General features: G+C 69.1%; 17 protein-coding genes. 4 read left to right on the top strand and 13 right to left on the bottom strand.

Annotated elements, in window-relative coordinates; all coding sequences use genetic code 11:
• Window positions 1-55 precede the first annotated feature (55 nt).
• Window positions 56-811, top strand: coding sequence for a hypothetical protein (locus tag AB5S05_RS09380; RefSeq protein ID WP_369287245.1), 756 nt, complete (start codon window positions 56-58; stop codon window positions 809-811).
• 149 nt (window positions 812-960) lie between these two features.
• Window positions 961-1,353 carry a DUF488 domain-containing protein gene (locus tag AB5S05_RS09375; RefSeq protein ID WP_369287244.1) on the top strand — a complete coding sequence of 131 codons (393 nt, stop codon included), beginning with the start codon at window positions 961-963 and terminating at the stop codon, window positions 1,351-1,353.
• A gap of 92 nt (window positions 1,354-1,445) precedes the next feature.
• On the opposite strand, the gene AB5S05_RS09370 is transcribed toward AB5S05_RS09375, so the two are convergent.
• The 13 genes from AB5S05_RS09370 to AB5S05_RS09310 all read right to left on the bottom strand — a co-directional run bounded on the left by AB5S05_RS09370 (window position 1,446) and on the right by AB5S05_RS09310 (window position 13,180).
• On the bottom strand, window positions 1,446-3,155 hold the full coding sequence (locus AB5S05_RS09370; protein WP_369287243.1) for a diguanylate cyclase domain-containing protein: 1,710 nt from the start codon (window positions 3,153-3,155) through the stop codon (window positions 1,446-1,448).
• Window positions 3,156-3,299: 144 nt separating this feature from the next.
• On the bottom strand, window positions 3,300-4,787 hold the full coding sequence (locus AB5S05_RS09365) for an ATP-binding protein (protein ID WP_369287242.1): 1,488 nt from the start codon (window positions 4,785-4,787) through the stop codon (window positions 3,300-3,302).
• The gene (locus AB5S05_RS09360; protein ID WP_369287241.1) at window positions 4,787-5,446 is read right to left on the bottom strand and encodes a response regulator; all 660 of its coding nucleotides are present in this window, start codon (window positions 5,444-5,446) and stop codon (window positions 4,787-4,789) included. Before AB5S05_RS09360 ends, AB5S05_RS09365 begins: the two co-directional genes overlap by 1 nt.
• A gap of 44 nt (window positions 5,447-5,490) precedes the next feature.
• Window positions 5,491-6,141: a tetratricopeptide repeat protein gene (locus AB5S05_RS09355; protein WP_369287240.1), complete on the bottom strand. Its 651-nt coding sequence runs from the start codon at window positions 6,139-6,141 to the stop codon at window positions 5,491-5,493.
• Window positions 6,142-6,154: 13 nt separating this feature from the next.
• Window positions 6,155-6,277 (bottom strand): hypothetical protein, encoded by a 123-nt coding sequence (locus AB5S05_RS09350; protein WP_369287239.1) that lies wholly within the window; start codon window positions 6,275-6,277, stop codon window positions 6,155-6,157.
• A complete protein-coding gene (locus tag AB5S05_RS09345; RefSeq protein ID WP_369287238.1) occupies window positions 6,274-7,065 on the bottom strand; it encodes an SDR family oxidoreductase in 792 nt (263 codons plus the stop codon). The genes AB5S05_RS09350 and AB5S05_RS09345 overlap by 4 nt, the downstream gene beginning before the upstream one ends.
• Window positions 7,062-7,727 (bottom strand): iron-containing redox enzyme family protein, encoded by a 666-nt coding sequence (locus tag AB5S05_RS09340; RefSeq protein ID WP_369287237.1) that lies wholly within the window; start codon window positions 7,725-7,727, stop codon window positions 7,062-7,064. Before AB5S05_RS09340 ends, AB5S05_RS09345 begins: the two co-directional genes overlap by 4 nt.
• Window positions 7,724-9,199, bottom strand: a complete 1,476-nt coding sequence (locus AB5S05_RS09335; protein ID WP_369287236.1) for an AMP-binding protein — start codon at window positions 9,197-9,199, stop codon at window positions 7,724-7,726. Before AB5S05_RS09335 ends, AB5S05_RS09340 begins: the two co-directional genes overlap by 4 nt.
• Window positions 9,183-9,872 (bottom strand): thermostable hemolysin, encoded by a 690-nt coding sequence (locus AB5S05_RS09330; protein ID WP_369287235.1) that lies wholly within the window; start codon window positions 9,870-9,872, stop codon window positions 9,183-9,185. Before AB5S05_RS09330 ends, AB5S05_RS09335 begins: the two co-directional genes overlap by 17 nt.
• Before the next feature lie 123 nt (window positions 9,873-9,995).
• Window positions 9,996-10,337 (bottom strand): cupin domain-containing protein, encoded by a 342-nt coding sequence (locus AB5S05_RS09325; protein ID WP_369287234.1) that lies wholly within the window; start codon window positions 10,335-10,337, stop codon window positions 9,996-9,998.
• Window positions 10,338-10,442: 105 nt separating this feature from the next.
• Entirely contained in the window at window positions 10,443-11,849 is a 1,407-nt protein-coding gene (locus tag AB5S05_RS09320; protein WP_369287233.1) for an NAD(P)/FAD-dependent oxidoreductase, read from the bottom strand.
• Between the two features lie 49 nt (window positions 11,850-11,898).
• Complete coding sequence (locus AB5S05_RS09315) at window positions 11,899-12,729, bottom strand: helix-turn-helix transcriptional regulator (protein WP_369287232.1); 831 nt, start codon at window positions 12,727-12,729, stop codon at window positions 11,899-11,901.
• Between the two features lie 52 nt (window positions 12,730-12,781).
• Window positions 12,782-13,180, bottom strand: coding sequence for a nuclear transport factor 2 family protein (locus tag AB5S05_RS09310; RefSeq protein WP_369287231.1), 399 nt, complete (start codon window positions 13,178-13,180; stop codon window positions 12,782-12,784).
• Between the two features lie 112 nt (window positions 13,181-13,292).
• On the opposite strand from AB5S05_RS09310, the gene AB5S05_RS09305 reads away from it, so the two are divergent.
• Window positions 13,293-13,883: a GNAT family N-acetyltransferase gene (locus tag AB5S05_RS09305; RefSeq protein ID WP_369287230.1), complete on the top strand. Its 591-nt coding sequence runs from the start codon at window positions 13,293-13,295 to the stop codon at window positions 13,881-13,883.
• Complete coding sequence (locus AB5S05_RS09300; RefSeq protein ID WP_369287229.1) at window positions 13,880-14,764, top strand: carbon-nitrogen hydrolase family protein; 885 nt, start codon at window positions 13,880-13,882, stop codon at window positions 14,762-14,764. Before AB5S05_RS09305 ends, AB5S05_RS09300 begins: the two co-directional genes overlap by 4 nt.
• Window positions 14,765-14,938: the final 174 nt, after the last annotated feature.

Here is a 14,938-nt window from a genome sequence, read left to right as displayed (position 1 = left end):
GCCAGCGGGCAAAAGCCGCAACAATGCGCGCCTCAGCCAATGGACCCGTGAAGCCATGAGCCAGTGCCCCAAATGCGCCTACCGGCGCACCGCCAAGGACGCGCCCGTTCACCCCGATATCTGCCCCGCCTGCGGTATTGCGATCAACAAGTGGCTGGCGCGCGGCAGCACCGCGGCCGTCACGATCGGCTCGCCGGCCGCCGACGAGGCACCGCCCATGGGCCTGGGCGAACACTTCATGCGGCTGCCGGGGCGCAGCGACCAGGCCAGCCTGTATGGGCGCGCGGTGCTGTCGCTGGCCTTGTCGCTGTGGACGCTGTGGTTCATGGCGCACGGCATCGACTGGGCCAGCATCGGTGGCTCGTTCATGCACAACATCAATCTGCCGTTCCATGAGTTCGGCCACCTGCTGTTCTCGCCCTTGGGCCGGTTCATGGCCATCCTCGGCGGCAGCCTGTTCCAGGTACTGCTGCCGTTGATCCTGCTGGTGGCCTTCAGCTTCTTTCACCAGGACAACTACGCGGCCAGCGTGACGCTCTGGTGGAGCGGGCAAAGCCTGGTGGACCTGGCGCCCTATATCGCCGATGCGCCTTACCGGGCGCTGCCCCTGGTCGGCGGTGGCGGGGAGGAGTCGCATGACTGGGGCAATCTGCTGTCCATGACCGGCAGTCTGGATTCGGCCCAGGCATTCGCCCGATTCGACTTCGTCCTGGGCATCGGCATCATGTGCGCCGCGCTGCTGTGGGGCGCCTGCCTGTTGCGCAAGCAACGTCGCTGGCTGGCGGCGCCGCATGGCGACCTGGACGGCTGAGCGGCTTGCCCGGATCGCGCGAATGCCGCGGCTGGCCGACTACAGTGAAATAGTGCCCGGGCGTGGCATGGACGCGCCCCAGTCGCTGGCCGACCGGGGCGATATGGCGGTCCGCCCGTCCCAAGTAACACGCCGGCGAGGAGTCGAGCATGGCTATCCATATTGTCCGCCTGGGGTCGCCGCGCCAGGCCAACGAAGGCCTGCGCCTGGGTACGGTGCGCCGGCCGCCGCGCGGGGTGCCCAAGGCCGAATTCGCCCGTCGGGATTTCTATGACCTCTGGCTGCCGCTGCTGTCGCCCAGCGCCGCGCTGATGGCCGAAGGCAAGGCGGCGACCGATGACAAGGCCTGGGCCGCGTTCCTGCGCAAGTTCAAGGCCGAGATGAGCGCACCGGCGCCCAGCCAGTTGCTCGACCTGCTGGCCGCGTTGTCGCAGCAGACTTCGCTGGCCATCGGCTGCTACTGCGAGGATGAGCGGCATTGCCATCGTTCGGTGCTGCGCGAGCTGCTGTTGGCCCGCGGCGCGCAACTGGCCGAGGCCTGAGCGCCACCGGCCTCTGCTGGTGGCCCGGCAGGACCGCGCCGCTGGGCGCCGGCCCAATAGCGCGGGCGCCGACCGGAAGGCGCTGGGGCGCCTCAGGAGGGCTCGGCGTGGGCACTGTCCGATGCGGCCGGCATGGCGGTATTCACGGCCATCAGCGTGCGGCCATAGAAGCAGTAGTTCTGCCGCCCCGAGCTCTTCACCCGGTACATGGCGTGGTCTGCCCGCTTGGTCAGCTGCTCGGCGTCGCGACCGTTGTCGGGGTAGAGCGCGATGCCGATTGAGGCGCCCACCTGGCCCTGCTGCCCGTCCAGTTGGAAGGGGCGGGTCAACTGCTGCAGTATCTTCTCGGCGATCTGCGCGATCGCCTCCGGAGAACAGGCGTGTTGCAGGATCAGGGTGAACTCGTCGCCGCCCAGGCGGGCGAGGAAGTCACTGCTGCGCACGCTGTCGGCGATGCGCCGCGCCGACTCCCGGAGCAGTTGGTCGCCCGCATCGTGGCCGAAGCTGTCGTTGATCTTCTTGAAGCCGTCCAGGTCGATGAACATCAGCGCGAAGCTGCTGCCGGTCTGGGCGGCATGCTCGATCTGCTGCTGCAGGCGCTCGCGAAACTGCTTGCGGTTGGGCAGGCCGGTCAGGTCGTCGTAGTTGGCCTGATGGTAGACCTGTTCGGCGTGGGCCTTGCTCTCGGTGATGTCCTCCTGCAGCGCGACGAAGTGGCTGATTTGGCCGTGGGCATCGCGAATCGGCGAGATGGAGGTGTTCTCCCAGTAGCGCTGGCCATTCTTCCTGCGGTTCAGCAGTTCGCCGCGCCAGATCCCCCCGCTGCTGATGGTCTGCCACAGCTCCTGGTAGACGCGCTGCGGGGTCTGGCCGGATTGCAGCAGGCGTGGGTTGCGACCGACGACCTCGGCCAGCGCATAGCCGGTGATTTCGCTGAACTTCGGGTTTGCATACTGGATACATCCGCGTATGTCGGTGATGACGGTCGAGGTCGGGCTGAATTCGACCGCCTTGGACAGGGTGTGCAACTCGGCGGTGCGTTGCTGCACCTGGTTATCCAGCTGCTGCCTGGCCGCCTCCAGCGAGCGCATCTGCCGACGCACCTGCGCCAGGCCCAGGAGCAGCATCAGCGACACCAGCAGCCAGGTGCCGCCATGGGCCCAGATCAGGTTGCGCCGACCGGGTTGCGCGCTTTGCAACAGCGGGGCGGCGGAGTAGCTGACGCTGAGGCCGCCGCTGACATCGCCGAGCCGGTAGCCCTGGTGCCCATGGCACTGCAGGCATTCGGGCTCGACGTACAGTGGAGCCATGTAGCGCACCAGCTGCTGGTCGCTGTCGCCGACCAGCTCCAGCCGGCTCTGCTCGCCGCGCTCGAAGGCCTGCAGGGCGCCGGTTTCCCAGGAGTCGGCGGCATTGCCGGGGTTCAACAGCTTGAGGCTGGTCAGGTGCATGCGCACGCCACTCAACTCGTTGACCACCTCGGCCAGCTGGCGCGTCATGTAGGCGGGATTGAGCAGGGTCAGGGCACGGCCGCTGGTGGAGGTCAGGTCGCGCTCGGCAACCTTCAGGTAGGGGTTGGGCTGGTTGTTGTCGTCGACCAGGGCGTAGACGCCGCCGTGGCGCGCATTCCACAGGCGCACCGATTCCACCACCTTGAACACGAAGCTCGACTGACTGGCGGCCAGGTCCAGGGTGTGTCTATCCAGGCTTTGCCAGTTCCAGATGAAGGAGGCCAGCACCAGCGCGCTCCACAGGAGCAGCGGCAGTGGCCAGAATTTTCTTTGCAGGACGAGTCGTTTCATGCGCTTGGACGCTGTGATGGGGCGATGGGCCGGGCAGGCAGCCGGTACGCGCCGAATTGTCCTGCACCTTTTCAGTGCAAGTCATAACGTGGGTCAAGGAATCGGCGAATAGCCCAGGTGGTCGTCGGCGGCTCTGGCTCGCCGCTAGCGCTGCTCGGAACGCCTGCGTGGCAGGCGCACGCAGACCTCCAGCCCGCCCAGCGGCGAGTCGTCGAGGCGGATGCTGCCACGGTGCAGTTCGATCACCCGCCGCACGATCGACAGGCCGAGGCCGGCGCCCTGGCCCTGGCCCTGGCCCTGGCGGTAGAAGCGCTCGAACAGTTTCTCGCGCTGCGCCTCGGCCACCCCGGGACCGCTGTCCTGTACCCGCAGCACCAGCTCGTCGGCCTGGGCCTCGAGCAGCACCTGGATGCGCCCGCCGCTCGGGCTGTACTGCAGCGCGTTGCCCACCAGGTTCTGCAGCAGGGTGCCCAGGCTGGGAGCGTCGGCGAGCAGGCGATAATCGCCCGGCTCGGCGGCCTCCAGGGTCAGCTCCTGCTGACGTTCGAGGGCCAGCGGGGTGAGCTCGGCCAGCTCGTTGCGCAGGTAGCCGAGCAGGTCGAGTTCGACCATGGCCAGCGGCGCCACATTGGGATCGAGGCGCGCCAGGGTCAGCAGCTGGGTCACCACCCTGGTGGCGCGCTCGACGCCGCCGCCCAGCTGCTGCAGGGCTTCTTCGCGGTCGGCCGGGTCACGGGCGTCCTGGGCGTTCTGCGCGTGGATGCGCAGTACCGCCAGCGGTGTGCGCAGCTCATGGGCGGCATCGGCGATAAAGCGCTTTTCCTGGTCGAGCAGCTGATTGACCTGCAACAGCAGGCGGTTGAGCGCGGCGCCCATAGGCTCCAGCTCGACCGGCAGCGGCGAGAGCACCAGCGGCGCCAGGTTGTCCGGCGCCCGCGCCTTGATCAGCTCGGCCATGCGCTGCAGCGGGCGCAGGCCCCAGCCCACCGCCAGCCACACCAGCAGGGCCAGCAGCGGCAGACCGATCAGGTCGGGCAGCAGGCTGCGCAGGGCGACCTTCGCCACCAGCTCGCCGCGCACGTCGGCGCGTTCGCCGACCAGAATCCAGTGGCTGTCGCGCAGGTCGTGGAGGATGAACAGGCGCCAGCGGTACTGGCCCACCCGCACGCGGTGGTAGCCGGCCAGGTGCTCGGCGATCTTCGCCAGTGGCTCGCCGGGGGCCAGTACCGGCGCCTGGTGATCCTGGCGTTGCAAATCGCCGACCATCTGCTCGAGCACCCCGGCCGGGGCGCTGGCCGATTGCAGCAGCACCTGGCCGTGGCCATCGAGCACCTGGAAGGCCAGCTTGCCTTCGTAGGGATGGCCACCGGGGCTGCCCTCATCGTCGTCCTCGTCGTCCACCGGCGCCTGCACCGCCTGATCGAGCGCCGCCTGGATGAGCTGGCGCGCATCGGCCGGCATCTCGCGGCTGACCATGCCCTCGAGCAGACGCGCGGTCTGCGCCAGCTGGGCATCGAACAGCTCCTCGATCTCGTGCTGGGCGTCGCGGTAGCTCTTGTAGGAAATCAGGCTGGTGGTCAGGCCGAGCAGGCCCAGCACCAGCAGCAGGGTGCGTGCGCGGATCGAGCGCATCAGGCCTTGTCCACCAGGTAGCCGACCCCGCGCACGGTGCGGATCAGCTCGGGAAAGAACTTCTTGCGCAGGTGGTGCACGTGTACCTCCAGGGCATTGCTCTCGACTTCCTCGCCCCAGCCGTAGAGGGCCTGCTGCAGCTTGTCGCGGGTCAGCACCCGGCCCGGCTGGGCGATCAGTTCGTGCAGCAGGAGAAACTCCTTGCGCGGCAGGTTGACCGCCTGGCCCTGGAAGGCCACCGCCTGGCTGACCGGGTCGAGGCTGATGCCGCGGTACTCCAGGGCCGGCTGCGGGCGGTTGAAGCTGCGCCGCAGCAGGGCGCGCAGGCGCGCCTTGAGTTCGGCCACATCGAAGGGCTTGACCAGGTAATCGTCGGCGCCGGCGTCCAGTCCGGCGATGCGATCGCTGGTGGCGTCGCGCGCCGTCAGCACCAGCACCGGCACCGGGTTGGCGGCGGCGCGCAGGCGCCTGAGCACCTCCAGGCCATCCATGCGCGGCAGGCCGAGGTCGAGCACCGCCAGCTCGAAGCTTTCGTGGCTCAGGGCATGCAGCGCGCTGGCGCCGTCCTGGACCCAGTCGACGGTATAGCCCTCGGGCTTGAGGGCGGTGCGAATGCCCTCGCCGAGGGCCTTGTCGTCTTCGACCAGCAGAATGCGCATCGGGCTACTCCCTTTTTTCCCTATTCAAGCCCGCCGCCCGGCACTTAGTCCAGCTTGCTCTGCACCTTGGCCAGCAGGGCCTCGATTTCCTTGCGCCGGCCCTGGTCGGCCAGCGCCCGGCCGGGGCGGGCTGGCGCCTGCAGGGCCTTCTGCAGCACCGCCCTGGCTTCGTCGTAGCGCTTGTTGCGCTGCAGGAAGTCGCCGTAGAAGTAGTTGGGGTCGATGCCGTTGGGGTTGATGCTCAGGGCGCGCTTGAGCAGGGCCTCGGCCTTGTCGTCGTCGCCGAAGCCGATCGGCCAGCCCGGCACCTGATAGTAGAGGCTGCCCAGGCTGGTATAGGCCGAACCGGAGAGGGCCTCGGGATCGGCGTCCAGCGCCTGTTCCAGGCTGGCCTTGGCCTGCTTGACCAGCCCCAGGGCGCCGAGGCCGCCCTTGGCGCCGGCGTAGGTGCTGAGAATGATGCCGCGCCAGATCAGCAGCTCGGCGGCCTTGGGCTCGGCGCTGACCGCCTGCTGGGCCTGCTCGCTGAGCTTGGCGAAGGCGGCCTCGCGCTGCTTCTCCGGCAGCTGGTAGTTGATCTCGGCCCAGCGGCTCTGCAGCTGCTGCAATTGTTGCTGACCCTGCTCGCTCAAGGCGAAGGACGGCAGGCTGGCGAGGCACAGCAGACTGCACAGGGCGTTACGAATGAGGTTCATGGAAGGCTCCTTGTCAGTGTTTGTTGCGGGCGAAGCGCTGGATGATCGGCAACTGCTTGCGCAGCGCCTGATCAACCACGCGCGGCAGCAGGCGGCTGTTAGGGGCGTGCGCAGGCGCGATGGTCGACCCGCTCAATGCTTGCTCCTGGCGAAGCGCTGGATGATCGGCAGCTGCTTGCGCAGTGCCTGATCGACCACGCGCGGCAGCAGGCTGTTGATGCGTACGAAGAGTTTCTCCGGCCAGCCGAGGTAGGACTCGTCCTGTTCGCGCTTGATCGCCGCGACCAGTTGGCCGGCGACGCTCTGCGGGTCGTCCATGGCGACGTTGAGCTCGTCGTTCATCGCCACCACGTTGGCCGCGTTCATCGTCGTGCGGGTGGCGCGGGGGGCGAAATAGAGGACCTTGACCTGAGTGTCGGCCAGCTCGCGGCGCAGCGCCTCGGAGAAGCCGCGCAGGGCGAACTTGCTGGCGCAGTAGGCGGCAAAGCCGGGGTAGCCGATCGAGCCGAAGGTCGAGCCGAGGTTGATCACCAGGGCCCGACCCTGCTGGCGCAGCAGCGGCAGCAGGCGGTGGGTCAGTTGCAGGGTGGCGGTGACGTTGAGGCCGATCAGCTCGGCGATGGCCTGCTCGTCATGCTGCTCGAGCAGGCTGAAGCGGTTGACCCCGGCGCCGTTGATCAGGCAGTTCAGGCCGCCGAAGCGCTGCGCGGCGGTCACCACCGCCTCGCGTCCGCTGCGCTCGGCGATGTCGGCCTGGAGCACCTCGACCTGGCCGGGGAAGCGCTGGGCCAGGGCCTGCAGCGGCTGCAGCTGACGACCCACCAGCAGCAGCCGGGCGCCCTCGGCGACCAGCCGTTCGACCAGCGCCTGGCCGATGCCGCCACTGGCGCCGGTGATCAGGGCCCGGCAGTCGGACAGCTTCATGGGCGTTCCCCGCTGGCCAGTGGCAGGCTGCGGAACATCTCGCCATACAGGCGGTAGACCACCTTGGCGGTGTGCACCACGGCGGCCTGGTCGGCGGGCTCCTCGAGGCGGTTCATCAGGCCCTTGAGCAGTTCGATGTGCTCAAGGTCGAGGCTGCCGTGGGAGCTCAGGTAGCTGAAGGCCTTGGCCGGCAGTTGCAGCCTGTCCTGGATGATCCCGGCGACCTGGGTGGCCAGGGCGATGCTGGTGCCTTCCAGCACCTGGACCATGCCGAAGAAGCTCACCGGATTGTGCCGGGCGATGCGGTCGTAGACGTAGCTGACCATCAGCTCGGTGGCCAGTTTCGGCGTGCCGGCGCGCACCGCCTCGGCGTCGGCGCCGCAGGCGCGAATGTCGTTGAGCACCCACTCCTGGTGGCCGTACTCCTCCTCGATGTACTCGGCGATCGCCTCGCGCAGCCACTCCAGGCGCTCGGGCAGGCGCGCGCCGCAGGCCATCAGCAGCGGCACCGTGTGCTTGACGTGGTGGTAGGCCTCGCCGAGGAAGGCGACATAGCTGGGCAGCGCGACCGTGCCGGCCATGGCCTGCTGGATGATCGGGGCGCCGAGCAGGTAGTCGCGCTCGGCGCGGGTCTGTTCGAGCAGGCTGTCATAGAAACTCATCGGGCATCTCCGTAGCAGGATTCGTCGGCCAGCAGCTTGCCGATGGCCGTTTGGTAGTGTTGCAGCAGGGCGCCGCGGCGCAGGCGGCCATTGGCGGTGGCCAGGTCGTTGGCGGCGCTGAACGGCTGTTCGGCGCGCAGCCAGTGGTGCACCCGGGCGTAGTCGGGCAGCTGGCGGTTGACCCGCTCGACCGCCTCGGCCAGTTCCTCGTCGCCGGTCTCGGCGAAGCGCGGCACCAGCACCGCGACATTGGCCGGCAGCGCCTCGCCATGCAGCCAGGCCTGGGCGATCGGCAGTTGCTGGACCAGCTCGGCCTCCACCCATTCCGGGTTGACGTTGCGGCCGTAGGCGGTGATGAACTGGTGCTTCTTGCGCCCATGCAGGACCAGGAACAGGCCGTCGAAATGGCCAAGGTCGCCGGTGCCCAGCCAGTCGCCGGCGGGCGCCGGTTCACCCAGATAGCCGAGCATGCGCGGCCCCTTGACCAGCACCTCGCCGTCCTCGGCCAGGCGCACCTCGAGGTGCTCCAGCGGCGCGCCGACCGTGCCGATGCGGCGGTTTTCCGGGGTATTCAGGCAGACCACCGAGGCGCACTCGGACAGGCCATAGCCTTCGAACACCGGCAAGCCCAGGGCGTCGGCGCGCTGCAGCAGTTGCGGCGCCACCCGGCCGCCGCCGACTGCGATGAAGCGCAGTGATCTGGGCAGCGGCAGGCCGCGTTCGGCGGCGCTGACCAGCGCCAGCAGCAGCTGTGGCAGGAGGATCAGGCTGTGCGGCTGGAGCCGGTTCAGGGCACCGAGAAAGCGCGCCAGGTCGAAGCCGCTGGCGCCCTGCAGGCCGACCTCGGCCAGCGCCAGCAGGTCGATGCGGGCGCCGGCCAGCAGCGGCGCGTAGACCCCGGCGATGTTCTCCAGCAGGGTGGCCAGCGGCAGCACGCACAGGTGCCGTTCGACCGCGCAACTGGCGCTGGCCCGGACCAGGCTCAGGGCCACCTGCAGCTGGGTTGCGGCGTCCAGGCAGACGCCCTTGGGCTGGCCGGTGGTGCCCGAGGTGTAGGTGATCTTGCAGGTGCCGCTCGGCAGCTCGGCGGCCTGGGGCTGCGGGCGCTGCAGCAGGCCGCTGTGGCTCTCGGCGAAGCCCAGTGCCTGCAGCCGGGGGCTGGGCGCGCCGATCAGGCAGTCGACGCCGGCGCTGTCCAGCACATGGCGCTGCTGCGCCTCGGAGAAGAAGCCCGGCACGGGCACGCAGACCAGCCCGGCGCGCAGCGTCGCCAGGTCCCAGAGCAGCCAGTCGATGCCGTTGTCCAGGGCCAGGGCCACCCGCCGGGCGCCCAGGTGCTGCAGCAGCTGGCTGCGCTGGTCGACTGCATCGAGCAGTTGGCGATAGCTCAGGCACCGTTCGCCTTCGCTCAAGGCAGGGCGCTCGCCCTGCTGCTGCAGGGCGCTGAACAGGGTTTCAGCGGCAGGCCACATCCGGCAGGCCCTCCGTGGCATAGAAGGTTTGCAGGCCCAGGCGCGGGTACACGCCCAGCTGCAGCAGGCGCTGGTGCCCGGCATAGATGTCGCCGGCCATCACCTGCGGCTGGTTGTCGTAGTAGTGGCCCCAGTCGACCCGCTCCTCGCCCATGCAGGCCGGATCGGCCGCGCCCAGTGGCAGCGGCTGCAGGCCCAGGCGCTGGAAGCTGTTGAGCAGGCCCAGGGTGCCGGTGAAGCACACCCAGCGATAACCCAGGGCCACCAGCAGGTCGGTCAGCGCGACTATCAGCAGGCGCGCCGCGCCGGGGTTGCCGGCAGCCAGGTTGCCGACCTCGACCAGCTGCTCGCGGGCCGGCGGGGTGAGGCCGTGCTGGGCGGCGATCACCGTCTCGACCGGCTGCTGCAGGTAGCGCTCGAGGAACAGCGGGCGAATCGCCCCGCTGCGCAGGCCGACGGCGCCGAGCAGTTGCCCGTCGCTGTCCTCCAGACCCAGCAGGCAGGGCATGAAATGGCGCACGCGGGCGCCATGTTGGGCGGCGAAGCGCTCGCGGATGAACGTCTCGAAGACGGCCCGGCGCGGGCTCTCGGGTGGCGCAAGGAACAGGCTCAGCGGCCGCTCACGGCCGATCTGGGCCAAGGGTTTGTGCTGATGCACCCAAGCCAGGTCCATTTTGAAAACCTCATCGTTTAGCTTGGGTGTGAGTGTCGCCGCTGAGTCTTAACGCAGAATTAAGCGCGCTGGATAAATGCAACCGGGCACTCCCGGCGCGGGGTGCCTCGGGCGCGGCGACCGTCAGAAGATCAGCACGTAGCTCTTGCGCAGGGTCTCCTGGATGTCCCAGATGCCGCTGGTGTTGGCCGGGAACAGCACGGCGTCGCCGGCCTCGATCTCCAGGGGCTCGCCCTCATCGGGAATGAAGGTGCAGCGGCCGCTGATGAAGTGGCAGAACTCCTGCTGCAGGATCTGCCGGCGCCAGCGGCCCGGGCTGCATTCCCAGATGCCGGTCTCGACGCCGTCGCTGCGTTCCACCGCGGTCACCCGGGTGACCGCCGGCGGTTGGCTGAGCGGCACGGCGACCGGGTTGGCTTCGGCCAGCGGGCAGCTGGCGGTGTGCTTGAAGTGGCTGATGGTCATGGCGTCTCCGGTGGGGCGGTGGGCCCAGCGGCTGGGCATGGGCTGGACAAGCCGGGCCGGCGGTGGCCGGCCCGGGGGATTGCTGGCTCTGCTAAAAGGCGCCGGTCAGCGCATCAGGCCTTCCATGGCGGCGGCCAGGCGCGCGGCCAGGCGGCGGCGCCAGGGCGGGCTGTGCGGGTCGGCGAGCACCCGGTCCTCGTGGACGAAGCTCTGGATGACGGCGTTGTAGCCGAGCCAGCGGCAGGGCTCCGGTTCCCAGCGCGGCAGGCTGTCCAGGGCGGTATCGGCGAGTACCCAGGGCTGGCGGGTCAGCAGGCTGTCGCGGCCGAGGATCAGGTCGGCCAGGGTGCGCCCGCCGAGGTTGCTGGCGCCCACCCCCTCGCCGCCATAGCCGCCGGCCAGGGCGATACCGCTGCGCCGGTCGGCGAGCATGTGTGGGTGGAAGCGTCGGGCCATGCCCAGGTTGCCGCCCCAGGCGTGGCTCAGGCGCACGTTCCTGAGCTGGGGGAACAGCTCGCCGAACAGGTAGCGGCGCAGGTCGCGCTCGGCCTCGCTGAGGTTGAAGTCCTGGCGCAGGCGGCCGCCGAAGCGGTAGCCGCCACGGGCGCCGAACACCAGGCGGTCGTCGGCCGTGCGCTGGCCGTAGGTGACCTGGCGGCTGTTCTCGCAGAAGGCCTGGCCGCGTTCCAGGCCGAGCTCGGCCCAGGTCTCGGCCGGCAGCGGCTCGGTCGCCACCAGCAGGCTCTGCACCGGCAGCTGGTGGCGACCCAGCGGCGGCAGGCTGGCGGCGTAGCCTTCCAGCGCCGGCACTATCCAGTCGGCGCGCACGCTGCCCTCGGCGGTGCGCAGCAGGCCCGGTTGCCAGTCGGTCACGGCGCTGAGCTCGAACAACTGCACGCCCAGGTCTTCCACGCAGCGCGCCAGGCCTCGGGCCAGGCGCGCCGGCTGGATGGTCGCGCAGTGCGGCGAGTAGAGCGCGCCGAGGCCGCCGGCGATGCGCAGCTGCTCGGCCAGCTGGGCCGGTTCCAGCCAGCGGTAGTCGTCCTCGCCGAGGCCGGCCTGGCGATGATCCTGCAGCTGTTGCTGCAGGCGCTCGCGCTGTTCCGGGTAGCGCGCCGCGCAATAGAGCACGCCGCCCTTGCGGTAGTCGCAGGCGATGGCCTCGCGCCGCAGCACCGCCGCCACCTCGTCGGGAATGCCGTGCAGCAGCTGGTGGCTGGCCTGGCGCTGTTCGCTGGGCAGGCCGGCGAGCAGGCGCTCGGAACCGAGCAGGTCGCCGATCAGCCAGCCGCCGTTGCGCCCGGAGGCGCCAAAGCCTGCGATCTGCGCCTCGAGGATGACGATGCGCAGCTGCGGCGCCTGGCGCTTGAGGTAGTAGGCGGTCCACAGGCCACTGTAGCCGGCGCCGACGATCGCCACGTCGGCCTGCAGTTCGGCCGCCAGGCTCGCCCGTGGCCGCAGCGGTTCCTCCAGTTGCTCCATCCACAGGCTGATGCGGCGCCAGTCGTTCATCTCGGTGCTCCACGGCAAACGGAAGATGAGCGCAGCCTAGGCGCTCGGCTCAGTCGCTGTCGTGCGTGCGGGTCCGCGCGGAACGCTGCTTGAGGTAGGCCTTGGGCGACAGCCCGGTGTGGCGGCGAAAACAACTGTAGAAGGCCGACAGCGAATTGAAGCCGGCGGCGAAGGCCAGCTCGTCGATGCGTCGGGCGTCGTCACGTCTGGGGTCGTGGCCCTGTTCCAGGCCGGCCAGCAGGTACTGCAGGCGCGCCTGGTTGAGGTAGCGGTAGAAGCTCTGGCCGAGCACCTGGTTGAGCAGGTAGGACATCTGGTTGCGACTGTAGCCGGTGGCATCGGCCACCTGCTGCAGGCTCAGCTCGGGATCGAGGAAGGGCTGGTGCTGCTGGAAGTAGTCCTGCAGGTCGCGGGCCATGAAACCCAGCTGGCGCGCCGACAGGCCCAGCTTGCCGAGGGCCGGCGCGCGGCTGGCGGCCGCGGTGGACTCGCCGCGCAGCAGCGAGGCGTATTCATGGATGCGCCAGATCAGCCCGTCGCGCACGGTGATCGCTTCGCTGGCGCGGAACGAGGTCAGGCCCTCGCCGGCGTGCAGGCTGATGCGGTACTGGATGAAGGCGCTGTGGCCGTCGACGCGGATGCGGTCGCAGTGTTCCAGGGCTTCGTCCGGCTGGCGCGGCATGCTGCTGCGCACATAGTCGCGCAAGTCGGCCAGGCGCAGGCAGCGGTTGAGGAAGAAGTCGTGGTACTCGACGTCCGGGTGGTACAGCGCCAGCACTGCCTCGAGGTCGCGCTGCTTCCAGCTCTGGTGATAGCGCAGCACCACCTCGCGGGTCAGCGCGGATTGCTCGGGGCCGTCGGGAAAGTCGCTGTCGGACATCGGGATTCGCTCGGGGTCGCTGCCGGCAGCTTGCCCGAGCCAGGGCCAGGGCTCAAGCGACCTGGGCGATCCAGTCGTTGAGGTTGTAGTAGTTGCTGATGCGCTTGATCTTGCCTGCTTCGATCTCGAAGAAGGCGCCGGCCGGCAGCAGGTAGGTCTGGCCCTGGGCCGGCGGCAGGCCCTCGTCGTCGGCCAGGTATTCGCCATGCACCACGAACTCGGCGGCGGCGCGGCTGCCGTCCTGGTTCTGCATGACCACGATGTCGCTCAGGCGTTCGCGGTAGCAGCGGTTCATCTTGTCCATGAAGGCGGCGAAGGTGGCCTTGCCGACTTGGCGCTCGCCCTGGTTGATATCGTGCACCACGTCCTCGCTGAGCAGGGCGAGGAAGGCGGGCATGTCGCCGGCGTTGAAGGCGTCGTAGTAGGCCTGCACCAGTTCGGTAGCGGTCATGGCAATGCTCCAGTCGCAATGGGGTAAGTCCGAATGAGGCGACATGATAGGGTCGGGTCTTCATGCTGGCTTAGCTGCCTGCGTCACCTCCCTGCGACGGAACGACCTGCCTATGGACCTCCGGCTGCTGCACGGCGCTGCGATTGCGCCCTACATCGATGACTTGGCGCGTTTGCGCATCGAAGTCTTTCGTGAGTTTCCCTACCTCTACGACGGTTCGCTGGAGTACGAGGCCGAGTACCTGCAGACCTACGCCCGCTCACCCGACAGCCTGTTCGTGCTGGTGCTGGAGGAGGGCCAGGTGGTCGGCGCCTCCACCGGCCTGCCGCTGAGCGATGAGATCGACGAGTTCAAGCGGCCCTTCGCCGAGGCCGGCTGGGATGTCGACCGGGTCTTCTACTACGGCGAGTCGGTGTTGCTGCCGCAATACCGCGGCCATGGCCTGGGCGTCGGCTTCTTCGCCAAGCGCGAGGGCTATGCCCGGCGCCTGGGCCGTTTCGATTTCTGTGCCTTCGCATCGGTCGAGCGGCCGCTGGACCACCCGCGGCGGCCGGCGGACTACGAGCCGCTGGACGCGTTCTGGAATCACCGCGGCTACAGCCACCATCCGGAGCTGCGCACCGAGCTGAGCTGGCAGGACCTGGACGAGTCTGGCCAGTCGGCCAAGCCGATGTCGTTCTGGGTCAAGGACATTCGTCCATGATCCGGCTCGCCGCCTGCCAGTACCATATCGACCTGCTGGAGAGCTGGCCGGCCTACGTCGAGCACCTGTCCGGCCTGTGCGAAGAGGCGGCCGGGCAGGGCGCGCAGCTGCTGCTGTTGCCCGAATACGCCGGCCTGGTGCTCAGTGGCCAGCTGCCGGCCGCCCAGCGCGGCGACCTGCAGGCCTCGATCGCCGGCATCCAGCCGCTGCTGCCGGCCTGGCTGGCGCTCTGCGAGGCGCTGGCCAAGCGCCTGGGCATCTACCTGCAGCCGGGCTCGTTGCCGGTGCTGGACGCCGACGGTCGCTACCGCAATCGCGCCTGGCTGTTCGGTCCCGAGGGCAATCTGGGCAGCCAGGACAAGCTGATCATGACCCGTTTCGAGCGCGAGCAGTGGCTCATCGAGGCCGGCAGCGGCCTGCGGGTGTTCGACACCGCTCTGGGCAAGCTGGGCATCCTGATCTGCTACGACAACGAATTCCCGCTGCTGGCGCGCCAGCTGGCCGAGGCCGGCGTCGACCTGATCCTGGCGCCCAGCTGCACCGACACCGAGGCCGGCTTCCACCGGGTGCGCATCGGCGCCCAGGCCCGCGCCCTGGAAAACCAGATCGCCGTGCTGCAGTCGCCCACGGTCGGCCTGGCGCCCTGGTCGCCGGCGCTGGACGAGAACATCGGTCGCGCCGCCCTGTACCTGCCGCCGGACTATGGCCTGCCGGCCAACGGGGTGCTCGCCGAGAGCGCCGAACTGTGCCCGGCGGCGAGTCAGTGGCTGCACTGCGAGCTGGATCTGGATGGGGTACGACGCGTGCGCGAGCAGGGCCAGGTGTTCACCCGCCGCGACTGGCCGGAGCAGTTCACGGAGGGGCGCCTCGAGCTGCGCTGAGCAGTGGCGGCGCCATTGCGCCGCAAGGAAACTGGCAGGCCGCTAGGTGTGATCTCTCAGTAGGTTGTTCATCCGGGGCATTCCCGGAATTCTGGAAGTGCGACCAACCAAGCCTTCCAGGAGCCCCGAATGAACCTGCATAAACATGCCCGTCTTACCCCTCGCGGTCGAGCC

This window comes from Pseudomonas zhanjiangensis, from assembly GCF_041027545.1.
GTDB lineage: Bacteria > Pseudomonadota > Gammaproteobacteria > Pseudomonadales > Pseudomonadaceae > Aquipseudomonas > Aquipseudomonas zhanjiangensis.
The sequence above is the reverse complement of the archived record's forward strand: the minus strand, read 5'-3'. Positions and strand labels throughout refer to the sequence as shown.

Excerpts from the sequence above, each read along its gene's own strand:
- AB5S05_RS09380 (WP_369287245.1), top strand. The coding sequence starts at position 56 with ATGAGCCAGTGCCCCAAATGCGCCTACCGGCGCACCGCCAAGGACGCG.
- AB5S05_RS09375 (WP_369287244.1), top strand. The coding sequence starts at position 961 with ATGGCTATCCATATTGTCCGCCTGGGGTCGCCGCGCCAGGCCAACGAA.
- AB5S05_RS09370 (WP_369287243.1), bottom strand. The coding sequence starts at position 3,155 with ATGAAACGACTCGTCCTGCAAAGAAAATTCTGGCCACTGCCGCTGCTC.
- AB5S05_RS09365 (WP_369287242.1), bottom strand. The coding sequence starts at position 4,787 with ATGCGCTCGATCCGCGCACGCACCCTGCTGCTGGTGCTGGGCCTGCTC.
- AB5S05_RS09360 (WP_369287241.1), bottom strand. The coding sequence starts at position 5,446 with ATGCGCATTCTGCTGGTCGAAGACGACAAGGCCCTCGGCGAGGGCATT.
- AB5S05_RS09355 (WP_369287240.1), bottom strand. The coding sequence starts at position 6,141 with ATGAACCTCATTCGTAACGCCCTGTGCAGTCTGCTGTGCCTCGCCAGC.
- AB5S05_RS09345 (WP_369287238.1), bottom strand. The coding sequence starts at position 7,065 with ATGAAGCTGTCCGACTGCCGGGCCCTGATCACCGGCGCCAGTGGCGGC.
- AB5S05_RS09340 (WP_369287237.1), bottom strand. The coding sequence starts at position 7,727 with ATGAGTTTCTATGACAGCCTGCTCGAACAGACCCGCGCCGAGCGCGAC.
- AB5S05_RS09335 (WP_369287236.1), bottom strand. The coding sequence starts at position 9,199 with ATGTGGCCTGCCGCTGAAACCCTGTTCAGCGCCCTGCAGCAGCAGGGC.
- AB5S05_RS09330 (WP_369287235.1), bottom strand. The coding sequence starts at position 9,872 with ATGGACCTGGCTTGGGTGCATCAGCACAAACCCTTGGCCCAGATCGGC.
- AB5S05_RS09325 (WP_369287234.1), bottom strand. The coding sequence starts at position 10,337 with ATGACCATCAGCCACTTCAAGCACACCGCCAGCTGCCCGCTGGCCGAA.
- AB5S05_RS09320 (WP_369287233.1), bottom strand. The coding sequence starts at position 11,849 with ATGAACGACTGGCGCCGCATCAGCCTGTGGATGGAGCAACTGGAGGAA.
- AB5S05_RS09315 (WP_369287232.1), bottom strand. The coding sequence starts at position 12,729 with ATGTCCGACAGCGACTTTCCCGACGGCCCCGAGCAATCCGCGCTGACC.
- AB5S05_RS09310 (WP_369287231.1), bottom strand. The coding sequence starts at position 13,180 with ATGACCGCTACCGAACTGGTGCAGGCCTACTACGACGCCTTCAACGCC.
- AB5S05_RS09305 (WP_369287230.1), top strand. The coding sequence starts at position 13,293 with ATGGACCTCCGGCTGCTGCACGGCGCTGCGATTGCGCCCTACATCGAT.
- AB5S05_RS09300 (WP_369287229.1), top strand. The coding sequence starts at position 13,880 with ATGATCCGGCTCGCCGCCTGCCAGTACCATATCGACCTGCTGGAGAGC.